A 15,279-nucleotide genomic window follows, 5' to 3' on the forward strand; every position below is an offset into this window, starting at 1 on the left:
TATTGCTATCCCCGTGTGCATAATCGGCGTCAAAAAACCGAGAAATTCGACGAGGCGCGCAAATATAGATCAATCTGCGGCTGTCTGCAATTCTACCACCTGATTATCTATCAGGCGGGCTGCACCTAAAAAGGCCGCGATCAGTACAACAGCACGCTGACTGTCCGGTGTTAACGGCTGTAAATTCTCCGCATCCACCACATCAATACTGTCGGTGTGAAAGCCATGAGTATCTAGCTGTTCACGGGTTTGTTCGAGTAATTGCTCTAAGGGTATTTTACCCGCTGAAATCGATTCACTCAAATATTGCAGATGTTGATACAACAAGGGTGCCAGATCGCGCTGGTCGGAGGTCAGGTAGCCATTGCGTGAGCTCATGGCGAGGCCATCGCTATCGCGAACCGTTGGTACGCCAATGACTTCAATGTCTAACGCCAGATCGATCACCATCTGCTTAAGCAAAGCTAGCTGCTGATAATCTTTTTGACCGAAGCAAGCGACATCGGGTTGCACCAAATTGAACAGTTTAGTCACCACCGTGGATACGCCGCGGAAATGACCGGGGCGACTGGCGCCTTCCAATAAGCTGGATAGGCCGGGTACGTCGACATAGGTTTGCTGATCTAGGCCTTTGGGATACATGATCTCCGGGGTGGGTGTAAACAGCAGGTCTACGCCGGTGGCGATCAATTTTTGTTGGTCGGCTTCCAGTGTTCTGGGGTAGCGATCCAGATCGTCGGGGCGATCAAATTGCATCGGATTAACGAAAACGCTAACCACCACTTTATCGGCACGTTGTTTCGCCTCCTCGACTAAGGTCAAATGCCCCTGATGCAGATTACCCATGGTGGGGACAAAACCGATAGTGGATCCAGCCTGGCGCCAAGCTTTGATCTGCGCGCGGAGCGCGGTGATATCTTTGACTGTTTGCATCATGACGAGAAGCTATGTTCCGGACCGGGGAAGCTGCCGTCAGTGACAGCGTCGATATAGGCTGCTACCGCGCCACGTACATCGCGGCCGTCGGTAAGGAAGTTTTTACTGAACTTGGGCGGTTTACCCGGCGTTAGGCCAATCAGATCATGCATTACCAGGATCTGACCATCGGTGACCGGACCCGCGCCGATACCAATCACAGGAATGGAGAGTGCTTGCGTGATGGTGGCGGCCAATTCGGTAGGAATGCACTCCAATACCAATAACTGTGCGCCAGCGGCTTCTAGGGCTTTGGCATCGCTAAGCAGCTTGTCCGCCTGACTCTGCTGCCGACCTTGTACTTTAAAACCGCCAAACAGATGCACTGACTGAGGTGTCAGGCCAAGGTGACCACACACGGGTACGCCGCGCTCAGTCAGTCCTTTGATGCTCTCATATAGCCATTCACCGCCTTCTAACTTGACCATGTTGGCACCTGCTTGCATCAGCTTGGTGGCGGTTTCATAGGTCTGGATTGGCGTGGTGTAACTCATGAATGGCATGTCGGCGATCACCAAGGCATCGACAGCGCCGCGGCTGACACTGGCAACGTGGTAAGCCATATCGTCAACGCTGACTGGGACGGTGTCAGCGTGGCCTTGCAACACCATGCCTAATGAATCACCGACGAGCAGGACACCTACGCCAGCTTCAGAGAAGAGCTTGGCGAATGATGCATCGTAGGCGGTCAGGGTGGCAAATTTTTTGCCATCTTGCTTGTATTGTTGCAATGTCGAAACTGTTGTTTTGCTCATGCCGTTCAACCGAATTAATTAACTTCAAATCAGCCCGTTATCAGGGCGGCAAACTATATCAGTGGTTTATGGATGATTAAAGCCAGCGGACTATTTGCCCAGCTGACAATGCTGCGGAGTATAGTACGCAAATCTTTGCAGCCCATTATCGGGCAACTGTTTTTGTAGTGCTTTGATCGGCGTACGGTCATCGGGCATCTCTAGCTCTGCAGCGATCTCCGCCAGTGGCGTAATGACAAACTCCCGTTGACGCATATGATAGTGGGGTACCGTCAAACGCTCGCATTGGATCAACTGATCTCCAAACAGCAGGATATCCAGATCCAGGCTTCTTGGGCCCCAGCGTTCCGCTTTGCGAGTGCGCCCCTGCGTTTGCTCAATATGCTGTAATGCATCAAGTAGGGCGAGAGGTGCGAGTTGTGTCTGCAGTGCAGCGACCGCATTGACGTAGTCCGGTTGATCTTGCGGCCCTAGCGGGCGACTGCGATATAGGCCGGAAACGGTAATCAGCTCAGTGTGTGGGATCTGTGCAAGCGCATCGATAGCGGTTTTGGCTTGAGCGACGGGATCAGACAGATTACTGCCGATCCCGATATAACAGTGTGTCATTACTGTTTTGGCTCAGCGGGTTTGCGGCGACGGCGGGTATTGCGCCGACGCGGACCACGGGACTTCAACTCTTTTACTAGCTTCTGTTGCTGACCTTCATCGCTGCTTTGGTAGTCGGTCCACCACTGACCCAGCTGTGCTACTTCACCGCCAGCGATCTGACCACGCAGTAACAAGAAGTCGTAGGCGGCACGGAAGCGTGGATGACCAGCCAGTTTCGCCGCTCGGCTACCCATACGTTTCGGTAGCCTTAACTGCAGCTGCCAGATCTCGCGGGCTGGTACAGAAAAGCGTTTTGGCAGGGCGATACGTTTCTGTGAGCTGTCCAACACGTCGCTGCTGGCAAGGCCAAGGGCATCGACGTAGGGCAGATCGCTCTCTAGCATCAACTCATCACAACGGCGTTGTACCGGTCCCCAGTAAAGGGCGGCAAACAGGAAAGCTGGGGTGACACGTTTGCCTTCGGCAATTCGGCGATCTGTGTTTGCCAGTGCGGCTTCCAGGAAAAGCTCGGCGTCACTGTCACCCTCTTTGGTGAAACAGCTTTTAAGCGCAGGAAACAGCTGCTGCATCAGCTTGTATTCCCGTAGCATTTTGTACGTAGCTAACGCTTTGCCTGACAGGAACAGTTTTTGGATCTCTTCAAACAGACGAGCGGCGGGGATCTGCGCCAGCATGTTGGCAAGCTCTTTGATTGGCGCTGCGCTGCGTGGCGTGATGCTCATATCGAGTTTGACGGCGAAGCGGACGGCGCGCAGCATGCGCACTGGGTCTTCACGGTAACGCGTTTCTGGATCGCCAATCAGTTCTATTTGACGCTTCTTGATCGCTTTAATGCCATCAGCAAAGTCATGCACGCTAAAGTCTGAGATATCGTAATACAGCGCGTTGATACTGAAGTCGCGGCGTTCGGCATCCTCTTCGATGGTGCCATAGACGTTGTCTCGCAGGATCATGCCTGTTTCGGCGTGGGCAGTGCCAACTGTGTCGTCTTCGGCATTGCTGTGGTGACCGCGCATGGTCGCCACTTCAATGATGTCACGACCAAACAGAATATGCGCCAGACGAAAGCGACGACCGACAAGACGGCAGTTACGAAACAGTTTTTTTACCTGCTCTGGGCTGGCATCGGTGACAATATCGAAATCTTTCGGTTTGAGCCCCAGCAGGAGGTCGCGGACACCACCGCCGACTAAATAGGCTTGGTAGCCATTTTTATTCAGACGATAGAGTACCTTCAGTGCATTATCACTGATATCCGTTCGCGAGATAGAATGTGCGGAGCGCGGGATCACCGTGGCCGAAAGTTTTTCGCCAGATTTATCGCCGGCTTGACTGCCAACAGCTTGCTTGCACAGTTTTATGATGCGGGAAAGGATAGCTAACCTCTAAATTACGCTGAAAATTTGGGCGCTAATGATATACCAGAGTGTAGCTGGGTAAAACTGGCAAGGATCAGTCGATGGCAATTTTCTCACATTTTGCGACCCGATCGAGCTGCCAATGCGCTACTCCCCACTGTAAAACCTCATCGACACTGCCATCCTGACACTCGTTGGGCACTTTTTGCCCCAAAAACTTCAACGCATCTATTAGCTCTAATACTCGTTGATCTTCTCTTAGGGCTGGGGCATGGGTTTGCTTAGAGAGTTTATGCCCGTCGGCGTGAGTGGCGAGCGGTAGATGCAAATAGTCAGGTGCAGTGCTTCCCAACGCATTAAAAAATGCTATTTGGCGCCCGGTTGGCGTGATCAAGTCAGCCCCACGCACGACTTCGGTAATGCCGGTGTCAATATCATCCACCACCACGGCGAGTTGATAGGCATAAAGGCCGTCGCGGCGGCGAATAATGAAATCTTCGTTGGCGAAGTCGCTGGGCAGGATGATTTTGCCCTGTAACTGGTCGTCAAATTCCGCCACCGGATGGTGATTTACAAAACGTAAGGCGGTGTTGTCTGGGCCAAGGTCGCGTTTACGGCAGTGGCCGGAGTAGTAACCACCGCGTGCCATGATGCTTTTGCGGGTGCAGTTGCAGTGATAGCTGAGGCCTGCGTCGGCCAGTCGTTGCAGAGTTTCGTCGTACGCTTGGCTCCGGTCACTCTGATAGAGCAGTGACTCGTCCCAGTGCAGGCCAAACAGTTCCAGTTGACGCAGGATAATATCAGTGGCGCCGGGCATCTCCCGTGGCGGATCGATATTTTCGATACGGACGAGCCATTGCCCACGGTTAGCACGCGCTTGCATGTAGCTGCCGACAGCGGCAACTAAAGAGCCAAAATGGAGGGGGCCAGAAGGTGAGGGAGCGAAACGGCCGCGATAGGGCGCGGCCGTTTTAATTAGCGGCTGTGATTCAGCGTTATCTGACATCAGCAGAGCGGTGGCAGAGCCACCAGCATCATTATCCAGCTAACTGCTTTTCTTTGATCTCAGCGAGCGTTTTGCAATCGATGCACAAATCAGCCGTCGGACGAGCTTCCAAGCGACGAATACCGATTTCAACACCGCATTGATCACAGAAACCGAAGTCATCTTCTTCGATGGCTTGCAGAGTTTTCTCAATCTTTTTGATCAGCTTACGCTCGCGATCACGGGTTCTCAGTTCCAGACTGAACTCTTCTTCCTGAGCTGCTCTGTCCACTGGGTCAGGGAAGTTTGCTGCTTCATCCTTCATGTGGGTTACAGTGCGATCCACTTCTTCGCGAAGTTGATTGCGCCAGGCTTCGAGGATCTTTCTGAAGTGCTCAAGCTGAGGCAAGCCCATGTATTCTTCACCAGGCTTGGTTTGATAAGGCTCAACCCCTGCGAGCGAAAGAATGCCCAGACTGCTAGCTGCTTTGCCTTGAGGCATGCCCATTCTCCTTCGTTAAAACAACAGTACCTAAGTAAATTAGGGCGCTATCTATACCAGAAAGTGTAGTTTCCCGCAATTTCGATTGCATGCTTTTGTTAGTGGCTCTACAGCTTGGCGATCAAGTTTGCTTTAGTTGGTGATTGATCAACCAAATGTTAATGAACGGTCGAGCACTATTTGCTGGCGCGAAATATCGCAGCCGTAACAGATAACTTCAACCCCTGCAGCCACTGCTTCATCCAATGTTTTTGCATAAACGGGATCGATGTGAGCTGCCGCTTTGACCGAATGGATCCCCGTATGAGTGACACAGAAAAGCAGTACTGCACGGTAGCCCGCCTTGACCTGCTCAATCAGTTCTCGCAGATGCTTTTGACCGCGCGTGGTCACAGCATCTGGAAAATAACCTTGGCCCTCTTGTAATAGGGTCGCCATCTTTACTTCGAGATAGCAGTCGGCAGAGTCGCTATGGTCACTGAGGAGGAAATCGACCCGGCTGTTCTCACTGCCATACTTAACCTCGCGGCGCACCGTGGCATAGCCGCGCAGTTCGCTAATGCGCTGGTCAGCGAGAACTTCTGCCACCAGCTTGTTCGCCAAAGCGGTATTGACGCAGATGAGATCGCCAGCCGGATTTTGAGTCAACTGAAGTGAGCCGGGCAGCTTGCGCTTGGGATCATCGCTTAGGCTGAAAAATACTGGCCAGTGCTCACCGATGCAGCCAGTCATTGCACCGGTATTTGCGCAGTGCAGCGTCATCAATTCGCCGTTCTCAAGCTCAACATCAGCAAGAAAGCGTTTATATCGCTGTAATAGCCGTGCTTTTTCCAGTGGGGGGGTAAACTTCATTCGCTGTCGCTACACTTAAGTCATCTCGGGCAGATAAGCATTACAGACAAGCGTGCGTGCTGTCGATAGCGAATTGCCAGTAGCGTTGATGGCGCTTGAATACTAGCTAACCAGAAAAATCAAAGGAACGAACCATGACAGAGCAGATCGTCGTTGAGTTAACCGAGCTTCCCGCTGCTGAGCGCTGGGGTAATCATGGCCTTAGTTTTGAAAGTGAGCTGGTTAAGCTGCATCTGAAAAACGACGATGAGTGTCCGTTACGCCAGATCCAGAAAGCCGCGCGACAGCTTTCTGCGCTGGGGATCCGTCAAGTACAGCTGCATGGTCACCATTGGCAGCTTGCTGAGCAATGGGCATTTGCCCAAGGGTTTGCCACGACGCAGGGGGATTATCAGATCCAATGGGCGCCGATGGAGGCTTCTGGGCATGAAGAGCTACTTGCCAGAGATAGCGCTTTTCGCTGGCTGAAAGAGGTTACTCACCTCGGGCCTGAACAATGTACACCGACGATGCTTGCCGAACGCGCGCTGACCTATCTGCAGCAGGTGGCGGGCGACGCCATCGCTTATGAATGGCTGCAGGGCGAAGAGCTGTTGGAGCAAGGCTGGATTGGTCTGCATGGCGTCGGGCGTGCGAGTCAGCATCCGCCGGTGATGTTGGTGGTGGATTTCAACCCCAGTGGCGAATCGGATGAACCATACGAAGTGGCATTGGTAGGCAAGGGGATCACCTTTGATAGCGGTGGTTACAGCCTGAAAAGTAGCGAAGGGATGCTGACCATGAAAGCCGATATGGGGGGCGCCGCTACTGTCACCGCAGCGTTGGCTTTGGCAATCCAGCGGGGCTTGGATAAACGTGTGCAATTGATACTTTGCTGCGCCGAAAATTTAGTCAGTGGAGAGGCCTATAAATTGGGTGATGTGCTGACTTATCGCAACGGTGTCACTGTCGAAGTGGTAAATACCGATGCGGAAGGGCGCATTGTGTTGGCGGATGGTCTTCTAAAGGCGGCAGAGATAAATCCACCACTGCTGATTGATGCGGCTACGCTGACCGGCGCTGCAGTTGCTGCTTTGGGGCGTGAGTTCAACGCCCTGTTCGCCCTTGACGACGAGGCTGCGCAGAAAGCGTTAGCGGCTTCAGTCGCAGAGCAAGATCCGCTATGGCGTCTGCCCTTAGCGCTCTGGCATCAGCATAGCTGCCCTTCGGCTTATGCCGATACCGCCAATAGCCGTGCGGTGAAAGGTGGTGGCGCAGGCGGCGCCTCAAATGCGGCGGGTTTCCTGTCACGGTTTGTGCCGAACCAAGGCAAAGGCTGGTTACACTTTGATTTGGCCGCCTCTTTTAATAGCAGTGGCAATGCGTTGTGGGATACTGGCGCTACCGCGCAGGGCGTACAGACCATTGCTCATCTGTTGTGTGAATATACCGCCGACGAAGATGCGAAGCGAGATGCTTAGCGCTCAATGAATCTTCGCTGTTTTCTGAGCTATGGTTCGCGCTTTCTTGCTTTGCTCCAGCGAGCGCAGCCCTGCTGCTCGCTGGCAGGCCGATTTCTGATTAGCCGTCATTAACTCCCCCTTCACCGCATCATCATTTCTCTACCGCTACTAAGCGCGAATCTTCATCGATGCATGAGGCGATAGAAGGCATCGTCAAATATATTTGATTAGAAAAACATCAGGTTGCAAAATGGTAGCAGCATTAAGAAGAAGTAATTTAAAAGGAATTAATATGCGGTTGTTTCTGTTGTTTTTGCTCACCCTCTGCGCTTGTTTTACGTATGCCACGCCTAAAGTCGATGATTTTGTTCGCTTTAACGCTTTTCAAGATGTGAAAATTTCTCCGCAAGGAGACTATTTAGCCGTCTCTATGTCTGATGCCGAAGGCAAATTGGTTGTATCGGTGCTGGACCGAAAGTCACTCAAGATTACTGGTGTAGCAGGATTTTCCGGCCACTGGCAAGCGGGTGATTTCTTTTGGGTAAATGATGATCGCATTGTCGTGCAGTTGGTTAAGAAATATGGTTTACGCGAACAGCCATATATCACCGGCAATCTATTCGCAATGAATGCCGATGGTTCTCGTCAGGGGTTAATTTTCGGCCCTGATGCCGGAGAGTCGACTACCGGAACCAATCGTAAAATGCGCCAAGCCACCTTTGCCGTGGCTTCGATGCTCGATCGTATGCCAGAAGAGAACAAATACATTCTGATATCTGCGTATCCGTTTTCACGCTCAAAGGAGACCTATCCAACCGCTTATCGGCTTGATGTTTATAGTGGCAAGTTGCGCAAAATTGTTCGCTCGCCGATTGAGAATGGCTATCTGCTCTCGGATCACGAACAGCAGGTGCGCTTTGCTGTGGGTGGGGAGAGTCAGGAGAACAATAAATTTAAGTTGTTTACGCGTCAGGACAACCGTGCTGATTGGCAGCTTATGCCTTCGACGATAGGTCATTTAGGCAAGATTAAACCTCTGGTTTTCACGCCGAACAATCAAAAAGTTTACTTTTACGCATCTGCAGGAGTGACAGGCACTAAAGGCTTGTTCTTGATGGATTTGGCGACGCAAGAGATCGAGGAGGTCTACCAACATGACACCGTAGACGCTTTCGATCTGCTAACCAATGTAGAAAAACAACCCTTGGCTGTCGCGGTTGTCGATGGTCGGCCTAAATTGGAATTTATTCAATCGGACAGTAAGGCGGCGAAACTATACAAAGGGCTAGCGCTGGCATTTCCCGAACACTACATCGGCATTACCAGTATCACTGACGACGGCAGTTTGGTGGTACTCGATATTCAGAATGATAAAAATGCGGGTGATTTCTATCTCTTTAATACTAAAACTAAGAAAGTCGACTACCTATTGAGTCGTGCAGATTGGCAGGATCCGGCGCAGATGGCCTCGGTTGAGCCTATCGTCGTCACCAGCAGGGATAACATGCCCTTGCATGGCTATCTGACGCGCCCTACAGCAGGCGAAGCCCCTTATCCCTTAGTGGTGATGCCCCATGGCGGCCCGATTGGCGTGCGGGATTTCTGGCAATTTGATGCTGATGCTCAATTTCTCGCCAGTCGCGGTTATGCCGTATTACAGGTTAATTTTCGTGGCTCCGGTGGTTATGGGGAGCAGTTTCAAAGGGCGGGTTATCAGCAGTGGGGCCGGGCCATGCAAACCGACCTGACCGATGCTACGCAGTGGGCGATTGATGCTGGGATCACCAAGCCTGACACTATCTGTATGGTTGGCGCATCCTACGGGGCTTATGCCAGCCTGATGGCTGCCATACAGGAGCCGAAGCTGTATCAGTGTGTCGCTGGGTTATATGGTGTTTACGATCTCACTAGGCTCACAAACGACGTGAATTATGATTCAAGTGAAGCTTTTTTGCGCCAGACCTTGGGTAGCGATAACGAAACCTTAAAACGATATTCGCCAGTGAATTATGTCGATCAAATTGAAGCCCAAGTGATGCTTGTTCATGGTGGCAAGGATGAAGTGGCACCTATCGCGCATTATGAATTACTGGCGGAGCGACTGAACAAGGCCAATAAGCCGTTTGTCAGTTTGGTGAAAAAGAATGAAAGCCATGGCTTCTATCAGCCGGAGAATAGAAAGGAGCTTTACCTGAAACTGGCTGAATTTTTAGACCAGAATATCGGTCATCAGCGGTTGTAGATGAACTGATTGCATGGCTACTGCGCTGTTAACCTAGTTGCTAAGCAGTGGCCACCTTTCTAGCTCAATATACCTGACGCCAGTTGCGTCACTGCGCGATTGAAATAACGCAAAGTGGTCGGCGTGAAATGAGATATCGACGGCGAGGTCGGCCAGCTCTGGTGGCTGCCGCACTTTTCGGCACAAAGTAATGTGGGGCTGGTAGGGGCGTTGTTCTCGCTCTATGCCTAGTGCATCGGTGATCTGATGCAAGCTTGTCACCAGCGAGAGTAATTGCGGTGGCGGAAGGTCGGGCGCGAGATAGATGATCTGCGGCTTGCGCCAGTAACCGAAATGATCGCAGATTTGCTTAAATCCGGCTGCCGATATTTGTCGGCACCACAGGCGCAGCTGCTGTTCTTGCTCTTCCCCTAATTGACCAAGAAACGCCAGCGTTTGGTGCAGGTTGGTTGTGCTTACTAAACTGCCCCAAGTGGCAAATTGGTTTTGATATTGGCTGATCTGTCGCTGGGTTTTTCGGTTAAAGCCCAAAGCTAAAAACAGGCGTTTGCCCTGATTTGTCATCACAAGCACTCAGTTGTCGCTGACGGTTAGGTTAGAATAGGCCAAGCCTGATAGAAATTGGAATGACTAAACTCCGTGCCACTTCCTCCGATCGCCAGCCAAACCAACGAGATCTGCCGCGCGCTGAACAACCACAGCATGGTTATTCTCGAAGCGCCGCCAGGTGCCGGTAAGTCGACCTATCTGCCGTTACAGCTGTTGCAAGATCCAGCGTTTGCTGACGGTAAGATCCTGCTACTGGAACCCAGACGTTTGGCGGCGCGCAATGTGGCTAGCTTTCTGGCCAAACAGTTGGGTGAAACGGTGGGTAGAACCATTGGTTTGCGGATGCGGCAAGAGACCAAGGTCAGTGCCGGTACACGCTTGGAGGTGGTGACCGAGGGAGTATTAACGCGTTTATTGCAGCGTGATCCAGAGCTTAGCGGTGTCAATCTGGTTATCTTTGATGAATACCATGAGCGCAGCTTGCATGCGGATCTGGGGTTGGCGCTGGCTTACGATGTGCAACAGGGACTGCGTGATGATCTGATCCTGTTAGTGATGTCTGCCACGTTGGAAGGGATGCCGCTGACCGAGCGTTTTCCTGATGCTGCATTAGTGCAATGTCAGGGGCGCAGCTTCCCGGTTTCATTGCATTACCAAAGTCGTGAGCGGCGCGCACCGTTGGCACCTCAACTGGCGCAGTTAACTGAACAAGCATTGCTAGCGCACGAGGGCTCGGCCCTGGTGTTCTTGCCCGGTGTGTATGAGATCCAGCAAACACAGCGAGCGCTCGCTGACCGTCTGAGCAAACAAGCACAACTTGCGCATCAGCAGATAGATATTGTTCCCCTCTACGGCGGTTTGACCGCTGCCGAGCAGGTTGCTGCGATAGCGCCTGCTGCGCCAGGTCGGCGCAAAGTGGTGTTGGCGACCAATGTTGCTGAAACCAGTTTAACCATCGACGGTATCTCTTTGGTGATCGACAGTGGTTTGCATCGTCAAGCCAGTTATCACCATAAAATTGGCCATACCCGCTTAGATACGGTGGAGATCTCACAAGCATCAGCTACACAGCGGGCAGGTCGGGCTGGGCGTTTGATGCCGGGGCACGCTTATCGTTTATGGTCGGAAGAGCTGCAGAGTCGTAAGGCGAAACAAACGCCAGCGGATGTGATGACGGTAGATCTTACTGCCATGGTGCTTGAGCTTGCCCAGTGGGGCGTACACGAGCCTGAGCAGTTGCATTGGCTGCAGCTACCATCGGCCAGTTTGTGGCGCAGTGCGGTTACACGACTGCAAGGCTTCGGCGCCCTTGATGCTGTCGGCAAACTCACTGCCCATGGCCGGGCATTGTCGCAATTAGGCACGACCCCTGAGTTTGCGCAGCTGCTGTTATGGGCAATTAAAAACAGCGCATTATCTGGCGTTCAGGCAACTGCCGTGGCGCTAGTGGCTTTGCTGGAAGAGCGGTTACCGAAACAACCTTTCGCTGATGATCTGCCCCGTTGGCTTGATTGGATAAAAGCCAAAGGAGCGCCGCATCAGGAGTTGCGTTCGCGGATCTTAACGCGCAGCTCTCAACTTTGGCAGCAGTTGCTGCCGAATGCTGGCCGGTGGCAGGCGCAACAGATTGATAGTGCCTGGAGCGGTGTACTCGTTGCGGTGGCATATCCCGGTTGGATCCTTGGTCAACGGGGCGCCAGCTATTTAGCTGCCCATGGCTTCGGTGCGCAGTTAGGTCGAGACTCGCATTGGCAGCAGGCCAGCTTGTTGGCGGTGGCTGACATGCGTGATGGCTTTGCTGGCGATCCTATTATTGCCCTGGCGGCGCCGCTGACGCAGGCCGATCTCGTTCACTACTGCTCCGAGCTCATTTCGGAGCAGGTCAACGTCGGATGGGATCAACGTTTGGGGCGGGTTGTTGCGACCGAAGGGCGTTACCTTCAGGCGTTGCCCCTAGAAACCCAACCGCTGGCTATCGGTGCTGATGACCCGCGTTGGCAACAGGGTGTGCTCGATGGTTTGCGTCAGCGTGGCGTAGAACGGCTGCCCTGGACACCGGCGCTGCGCCAGTGGCAGCAGCGTGTGATGATGGCTGCACAATGGCTACCGAATGATCCTTGGCCGAAACTTGATGATCAAACGCTGGCAGAGAATTGGGATTGGCTGGCGCCGTTTCTGACGGCGGTTCGTCATCCTGATAAATTGACCTCGTCGCAGTTAGCGCAAGCGTTGAAAAGCTGCTTAGATTGGAATTTGGGGCAACGTCTGGAACAGATGTTACCTACCCACTGGACAGCGCCCACAGGCACGCGGATCGCATTGCAGTATGATGATGGCCGTCCGCCACGTATTGCTGTGAGAATGCAGGAGATGTATGGTCAGCAAAGCTCGCCAACAGTGGCTGGAGATGTGCCCGTGGTGGTGGAGCTACTCTCCCCGGCAGGCCGACCGTTACAGGTAACCCAAGATCTGGCGGCATTTTGGCTGGGTAGTTACCGAGAGATACAAAAAGAGATGAAAGGGCGTTATCCCAAGCACTACTGGCCGGATGATCCCGGCAACGCTCAAGCGACCCGTAAAACCAAGCGGGCAATGAACAATCAGTGATCCGGAACACTATGACTAAGAAAGCCGAAAAAGGCAGCCAACCGAAAAAGCGCAGCGCTAAAACCTCGCGTAAACGCAGCCCCAGTAAACGAGGGAAGTCATCTGCTGCAGTGAAGAAAGCACGGCCGATTAAGCGCTATCTCCTTTCTACCCTGTTTAAGCTGTCATTGGTGATGGTGGTCGCCATCGCGGGTTATGGGGTTTATCTCGATAGTCAGATAAAGACCAAATTTGAAGGTGAACGTTGGGAACTGCCTGCGCAGATCTACGCCCGCCCTTTACGATTGGCCGCGGGCGCGCCGGTCTCCCATGGCGAGCTGCTGCAGGAGTTAGAGCTGCTCGGTTATCGACGGGTCGCCAAGGTGGTAACGCCTGGGGAATATGCTGCTTCTGAATATGCGGTACAGATCTATGCGCGTCCGATGCGCGACGGTCACCGAACCGATCCTGCGCGGCGTCTGATGGTGCGCTATACCGGCAAGCGTATTTCTGTGTTGGAGCAGAATGGTCAGGCCGTGAATCAAGCTTATCTAGAGCCGTACTTGATAGACAGGATGCAGAGCGGTTTAGGTGAAGATCGCGTATTGGTGGATCTGGAGCGAGTGCCACAGATGCTGATTGAAGCCTTGCTGCTGGTGGAAGATCGTGATTTCTACCATCACTATGGCGTATCGCCGGTGTCTATTGCGCGAGCGCTGGTTGCCAACATTAAAGCGGGACGCACAGTGCAGGGTGGCAGCACATTGACACAACAGCTGGTGAAGAACTTCTTCCTCACCCGTGAACGCAGCATCATACGCAAGCTGCGCGAAGCTTATATGGCGCTGATTATTGATGCCCGTTACGGTAAAGATGAGATCCTTGAAGCTTACCTCAATGAGATCTACCTAGGGCAGAACTACGCCACAGCGGTGCATGGTTTTGGTCTAGCCAGTCAGTTCTATTTTGGCCGTCCTTTGGCGGAGTTGAATGTGGCGCAGCTGGCCTCGTTGGTGGCGATGATCAAAGGACCTTCCTATTACGATCCATGGCGTCACCCTGAGCGTTTGTTAGAACGTCGAGATCTGGTTTTGCGGCTGCTACTTGAGCATGATTTTCTTGAAACGGAGGAGTACAAGCTGGCGGTAAATCAGCCAACTAAAGTGCTGCCGCGCTCTGAAGCCGCAATGGCGAAAAAGCCCGCTTTAACAACGTTATTGCGCCGTGAACTGAGTCAATTAGCACCGCAGCTGGTGGCTAAAAATGGTCTGAAGATCTATACCACGCTGGATCCTTTAGCCCAAAAAGCAGCAGAGAAAGCCGCTGTGGCCACCCTGCCTACCCTCGAAAAACGACACAACATCAGTAAGTTACAGACCGCTATTGTGGTGACCGACGCCGCCACCGGCGGTGTTCGCGCCTTGGTGGGTGATCGCAGACCGGGCTATGCGGGTTTTAACCGTGCGATGGATGCGCGCCGGCCGATCGGCTCATTGATTAAGCCGGTGGTCTATCTGGCCGCGTTAACCGACTCGAAGAAATATTCGCTGGCGACCGTGCTGGCTGATCGCCCAGTATCTATGGTGAATCAGCAAGGTAAGCGTTGGCAGCCTCAAAACTACGATCATAAATTCCGTGGCAATGTCAGTCTGATGGATGCCTTGGTGATGTCGCTGAACGTACCGACAGTCAACTTGGGTATGAGCTTAGGGCTAGATAAAGTTTCGCTGCAGATGGAAAACTTAGGGGTAGAGAGCCCGCAGCGTTTCTATCCTTCATCACTGCTTGGCTCTGTCAGCATGACCCCACTGGAGGTGGCACAGCTCTATAGCTCGTTGTCGGCAGAGGGCAGTTATCAACCATTGCATCTTATCCGTTCAGTGTTATCTAGCGATGATGAAGTGCTGGCTGAGCTTTCACCTGGCCGTATACAACGTGCGGATCGTAAGGCCACTTACCTACTGAATTATGCACTGCATGACGTGACCGTGCGTGGCACGGCTAAGTCTTTGGGCAAGCGTTTCCCTAGCTATGCGTTGGCGGGCAAGACGGGTACCAGTAACGATAATCGTGACAGTTGGTATGCAGGGTTTGATGCCCGTGATGTGGTGACCGTGTGGATTGGACGTGATGATAACGCCGTTATTGGTCTTACCGGTTCCAGCGGTGCGTTGAATCTGTATGCCGATTACCTGAAACGGCGCAGCGCGGTGTCTTTAGAGATGACACCGCCTGCGGGGGTGCAATTGACCTATTTTGATACCGCCAGCGGTACCGCCGTAGGTGAACATTGTGAGGATGTTACCCAGGTGCCAGCGATAACTTCGGCCTTGCCATCCAACCGTGGCTGCCAACCAAACAAAGAGAAGAGTTGGTGGACGCGAATGTTTGGTCGTTAACGGGCAAAATTTCTCCCGTGTG

General features: G+C 52.8%; 12 protein-coding genes. 4 read left to right on the top strand and 8 right to left on the bottom strand.

Translation table 11 applies throughout. The features are described 5' to 3' along the window. Positions 1-69: 69 nt before the first annotated feature. The 7 genes from panC to sfsA form a co-directional block, all read right to left on the bottom strand. Positions 70-933 carry a pantoate--beta-alanine ligase gene (panC, locus tag EZV61_RS01965; RefSeq protein WP_131414693.1) on the bottom strand — a complete coding sequence of 288 codons (864 nt, stop codon included), beginning with the start codon at positions 931-933 and terminating at the stop codon, positions 70-72. Further along, positions 933-1,730: a 3-methyl-2-oxobutanoate hydroxymethyltransferase gene (gene panB / locus EZV61_RS01970; RefSeq protein ID WP_130566312.1), complete on the bottom strand. Its 798-nt coding sequence runs from the start codon at positions 1,728-1,730 to the stop codon at positions 933-935. Before panB ends, panC begins: the two co-directional genes overlap by 1 nt. A gap of 90 nt (positions 1,731-1,820) precedes the next feature. Beyond that, the gene (gene folK / locus EZV61_RS01975; RefSeq protein ID WP_131414149.1) at positions 1,821-2,339 is read right to left on the bottom strand and encodes a 2-amino-4-hydroxy-6-hydroxymethyldihydropteridine diphosphokinase; all 519 of its coding nucleotides are present in this window, start codon (positions 2,337-2,339) and stop codon (positions 1,821-1,823) included. Beyond that, complete coding sequence (gene pcnB / locus EZV61_RS01980; protein ID WP_233496409.1) at positions 2,339-3,634, bottom strand: polynucleotide adenylyltransferase PcnB; 1,296 nt, start codon at positions 3,632-3,634, stop codon at positions 2,339-2,341. The genes folK and pcnB overlap by 1 nt, the downstream gene beginning before the upstream one ends. A gap of 160 nt (positions 3,635-3,794) precedes the next feature. Further along, positions 3,795-4,706 (bottom strand): tRNA glutamyl-Q(34) synthetase GluQRS, encoded by a 912-nt coding sequence (gluQRS, locus tag EZV61_RS01985; protein ID WP_131414150.1) that lies wholly within the window; start codon positions 4,704-4,706, stop codon positions 3,795-3,797. 31 nt (positions 4,707-4,737) lie between these two features. Next, the gene (gene dksA / locus EZV61_RS01990) at positions 4,738-5,187 is read right to left on the bottom strand and encodes an RNA polymerase-binding protein DksA (RefSeq protein ID WP_114337037.1); all 450 of its coding nucleotides are present in this window, start codon (positions 5,185-5,187) and stop codon (positions 4,738-4,740) included. Between the two features lie 147 nt (positions 5,188-5,334). Beyond that, positions 5,335-6,039 carry a DNA/RNA nuclease SfsA gene (sfsA, locus tag EZV61_RS01995; RefSeq protein WP_131414151.1) on the bottom strand — a complete coding sequence of 235 codons (705 nt, stop codon included), beginning with the start codon at positions 6,037-6,039 and terminating at the stop codon, positions 5,335-5,337. A gap of 134 nt (positions 6,040-6,173) precedes the next feature. Between sfsA and pepB the strand changes: the two genes are divergently transcribed. Next, positions 6,174-7,499, top strand: coding sequence for an aminopeptidase PepB (pepB, locus tag EZV61_RS02000; protein WP_131414152.1), 1,326 nt, complete (start codon positions 6,174-6,176; stop codon positions 7,497-7,499). Between the two features lie 274 nt (positions 7,500-7,773). Next, the gene (locus tag EZV61_RS02005) at positions 7,774-9,723 is read left to right on the top strand and encodes an alpha/beta hydrolase family protein (protein WP_165569503.1); all 1,950 of its coding nucleotides are present in this window, start codon (positions 7,774-7,776) and stop codon (positions 9,721-9,723) included. Positions 9,724-9,756: 33 nt separating this feature from the next. On the opposite strand, the gene thpR is transcribed toward EZV61_RS02005, so the two are convergent. Beyond that, positions 9,757-10,287, bottom strand: coding sequence for an RNA 2',3'-cyclic phosphodiesterase (gene thpR / locus EZV61_RS02010; protein WP_240695158.1), 531 nt, complete (start codon positions 10,285-10,287; stop codon positions 9,757-9,759). A gap of 75 nt (positions 10,288-10,362) precedes the next feature. Between thpR and hrpB the strand changes: the two genes are divergently transcribed. Together hrpB and mrcB are read left to right on the top strand one after the other, a co-directional pair. Then, positions 10,363-12,879 carry an ATP-dependent helicase HrpB gene (gene hrpB / locus EZV61_RS02015; protein ID WP_131414155.1) on the top strand — a complete coding sequence of 839 codons (2,517 nt, stop codon included), beginning with the start codon at positions 10,363-10,365 and terminating at the stop codon, positions 12,877-12,879. A gap of 11 nt (positions 12,880-12,890) precedes the next feature. Continuing rightward, positions 12,891-15,257 carry a penicillin-binding protein 1B gene (gene mrcB / locus EZV61_RS02020; RefSeq protein WP_131414156.1) on the top strand — a complete coding sequence of 789 codons (2,367 nt, stop codon included), beginning with the start codon at positions 12,891-12,893 and terminating at the stop codon, positions 15,255-15,257. Positions 15,258-15,279: the final 22 nt, after the last annotated feature.

Source organism: Corallincola luteus, assembly GCF_004336975.1.
Lineage (GTDB): Bacteria > Pseudomonadota > Gammaproteobacteria > Enterobacterales > Neiellaceae > Corallincola > Corallincola holothuriorum.

Coding starts and splice junctions, on each gene's coding strand:
- panC (WP_131414693.1), bottom strand. CDS start 933: ATGCAAACAGTCAAAGATATCACCGCGCTCCGCGCGCAGATCAAAGCT.
- panB (WP_130566312.1), bottom strand. CDS start 1,730: ATGAGCAAAACAACAGTTTCGACATTGCAACAATACAAGCAAGATGGC.
- folK (WP_131414149.1), bottom strand. CDS start 2,339: ATGACACACTGTTATATCGGGATCGGCAGTAATCTGTCTGATCCCGTC.
- gluQRS (WP_131414150.1), bottom strand. CDS start 4,706: ATGTCAGATAACGCTGAATCACAGCCGCTAATTAAAACGGCCGCGCCC.
- dksA (WP_114337037.1), bottom strand. CDS start 5,187: ATGCCTCAAGGCAAAGCAGCTAGCAGTCTGGGCATTCTTTCGCTCGCA.
- sfsA (WP_131414151.1), bottom strand. CDS start 6,039: ATGAAGTTTACCCCCCCACTGGAAAAAGCACGGCTATTACAGCGATAT.
- pepB (WP_131414152.1), top strand. CDS start 6,174: ATGACAGAGCAGATCGTCGTTGAGTTAACCGAGCTTCCCGCTGCTGAG.
- EZV61_RS02005 (WP_165569503.1), top strand. CDS start 7,774: ATGCGGTTGTTTCTGTTGTTTTTGCTCACCCTCTGCGCTTGTTTTACG.
- thpR (WP_240695158.1), bottom strand. CDS start 10,287: ATGACAAATCAGGGCAAACGCCTGTTTTTAGCTTTGGGCTTTAACCGA.
- mrcB (WP_131414156.1), top strand. CDS start 12,891: ATGACTAAGAAAGCCGAAAAAGGCAGCCAACCGAAAAAGCGCAGCGCT.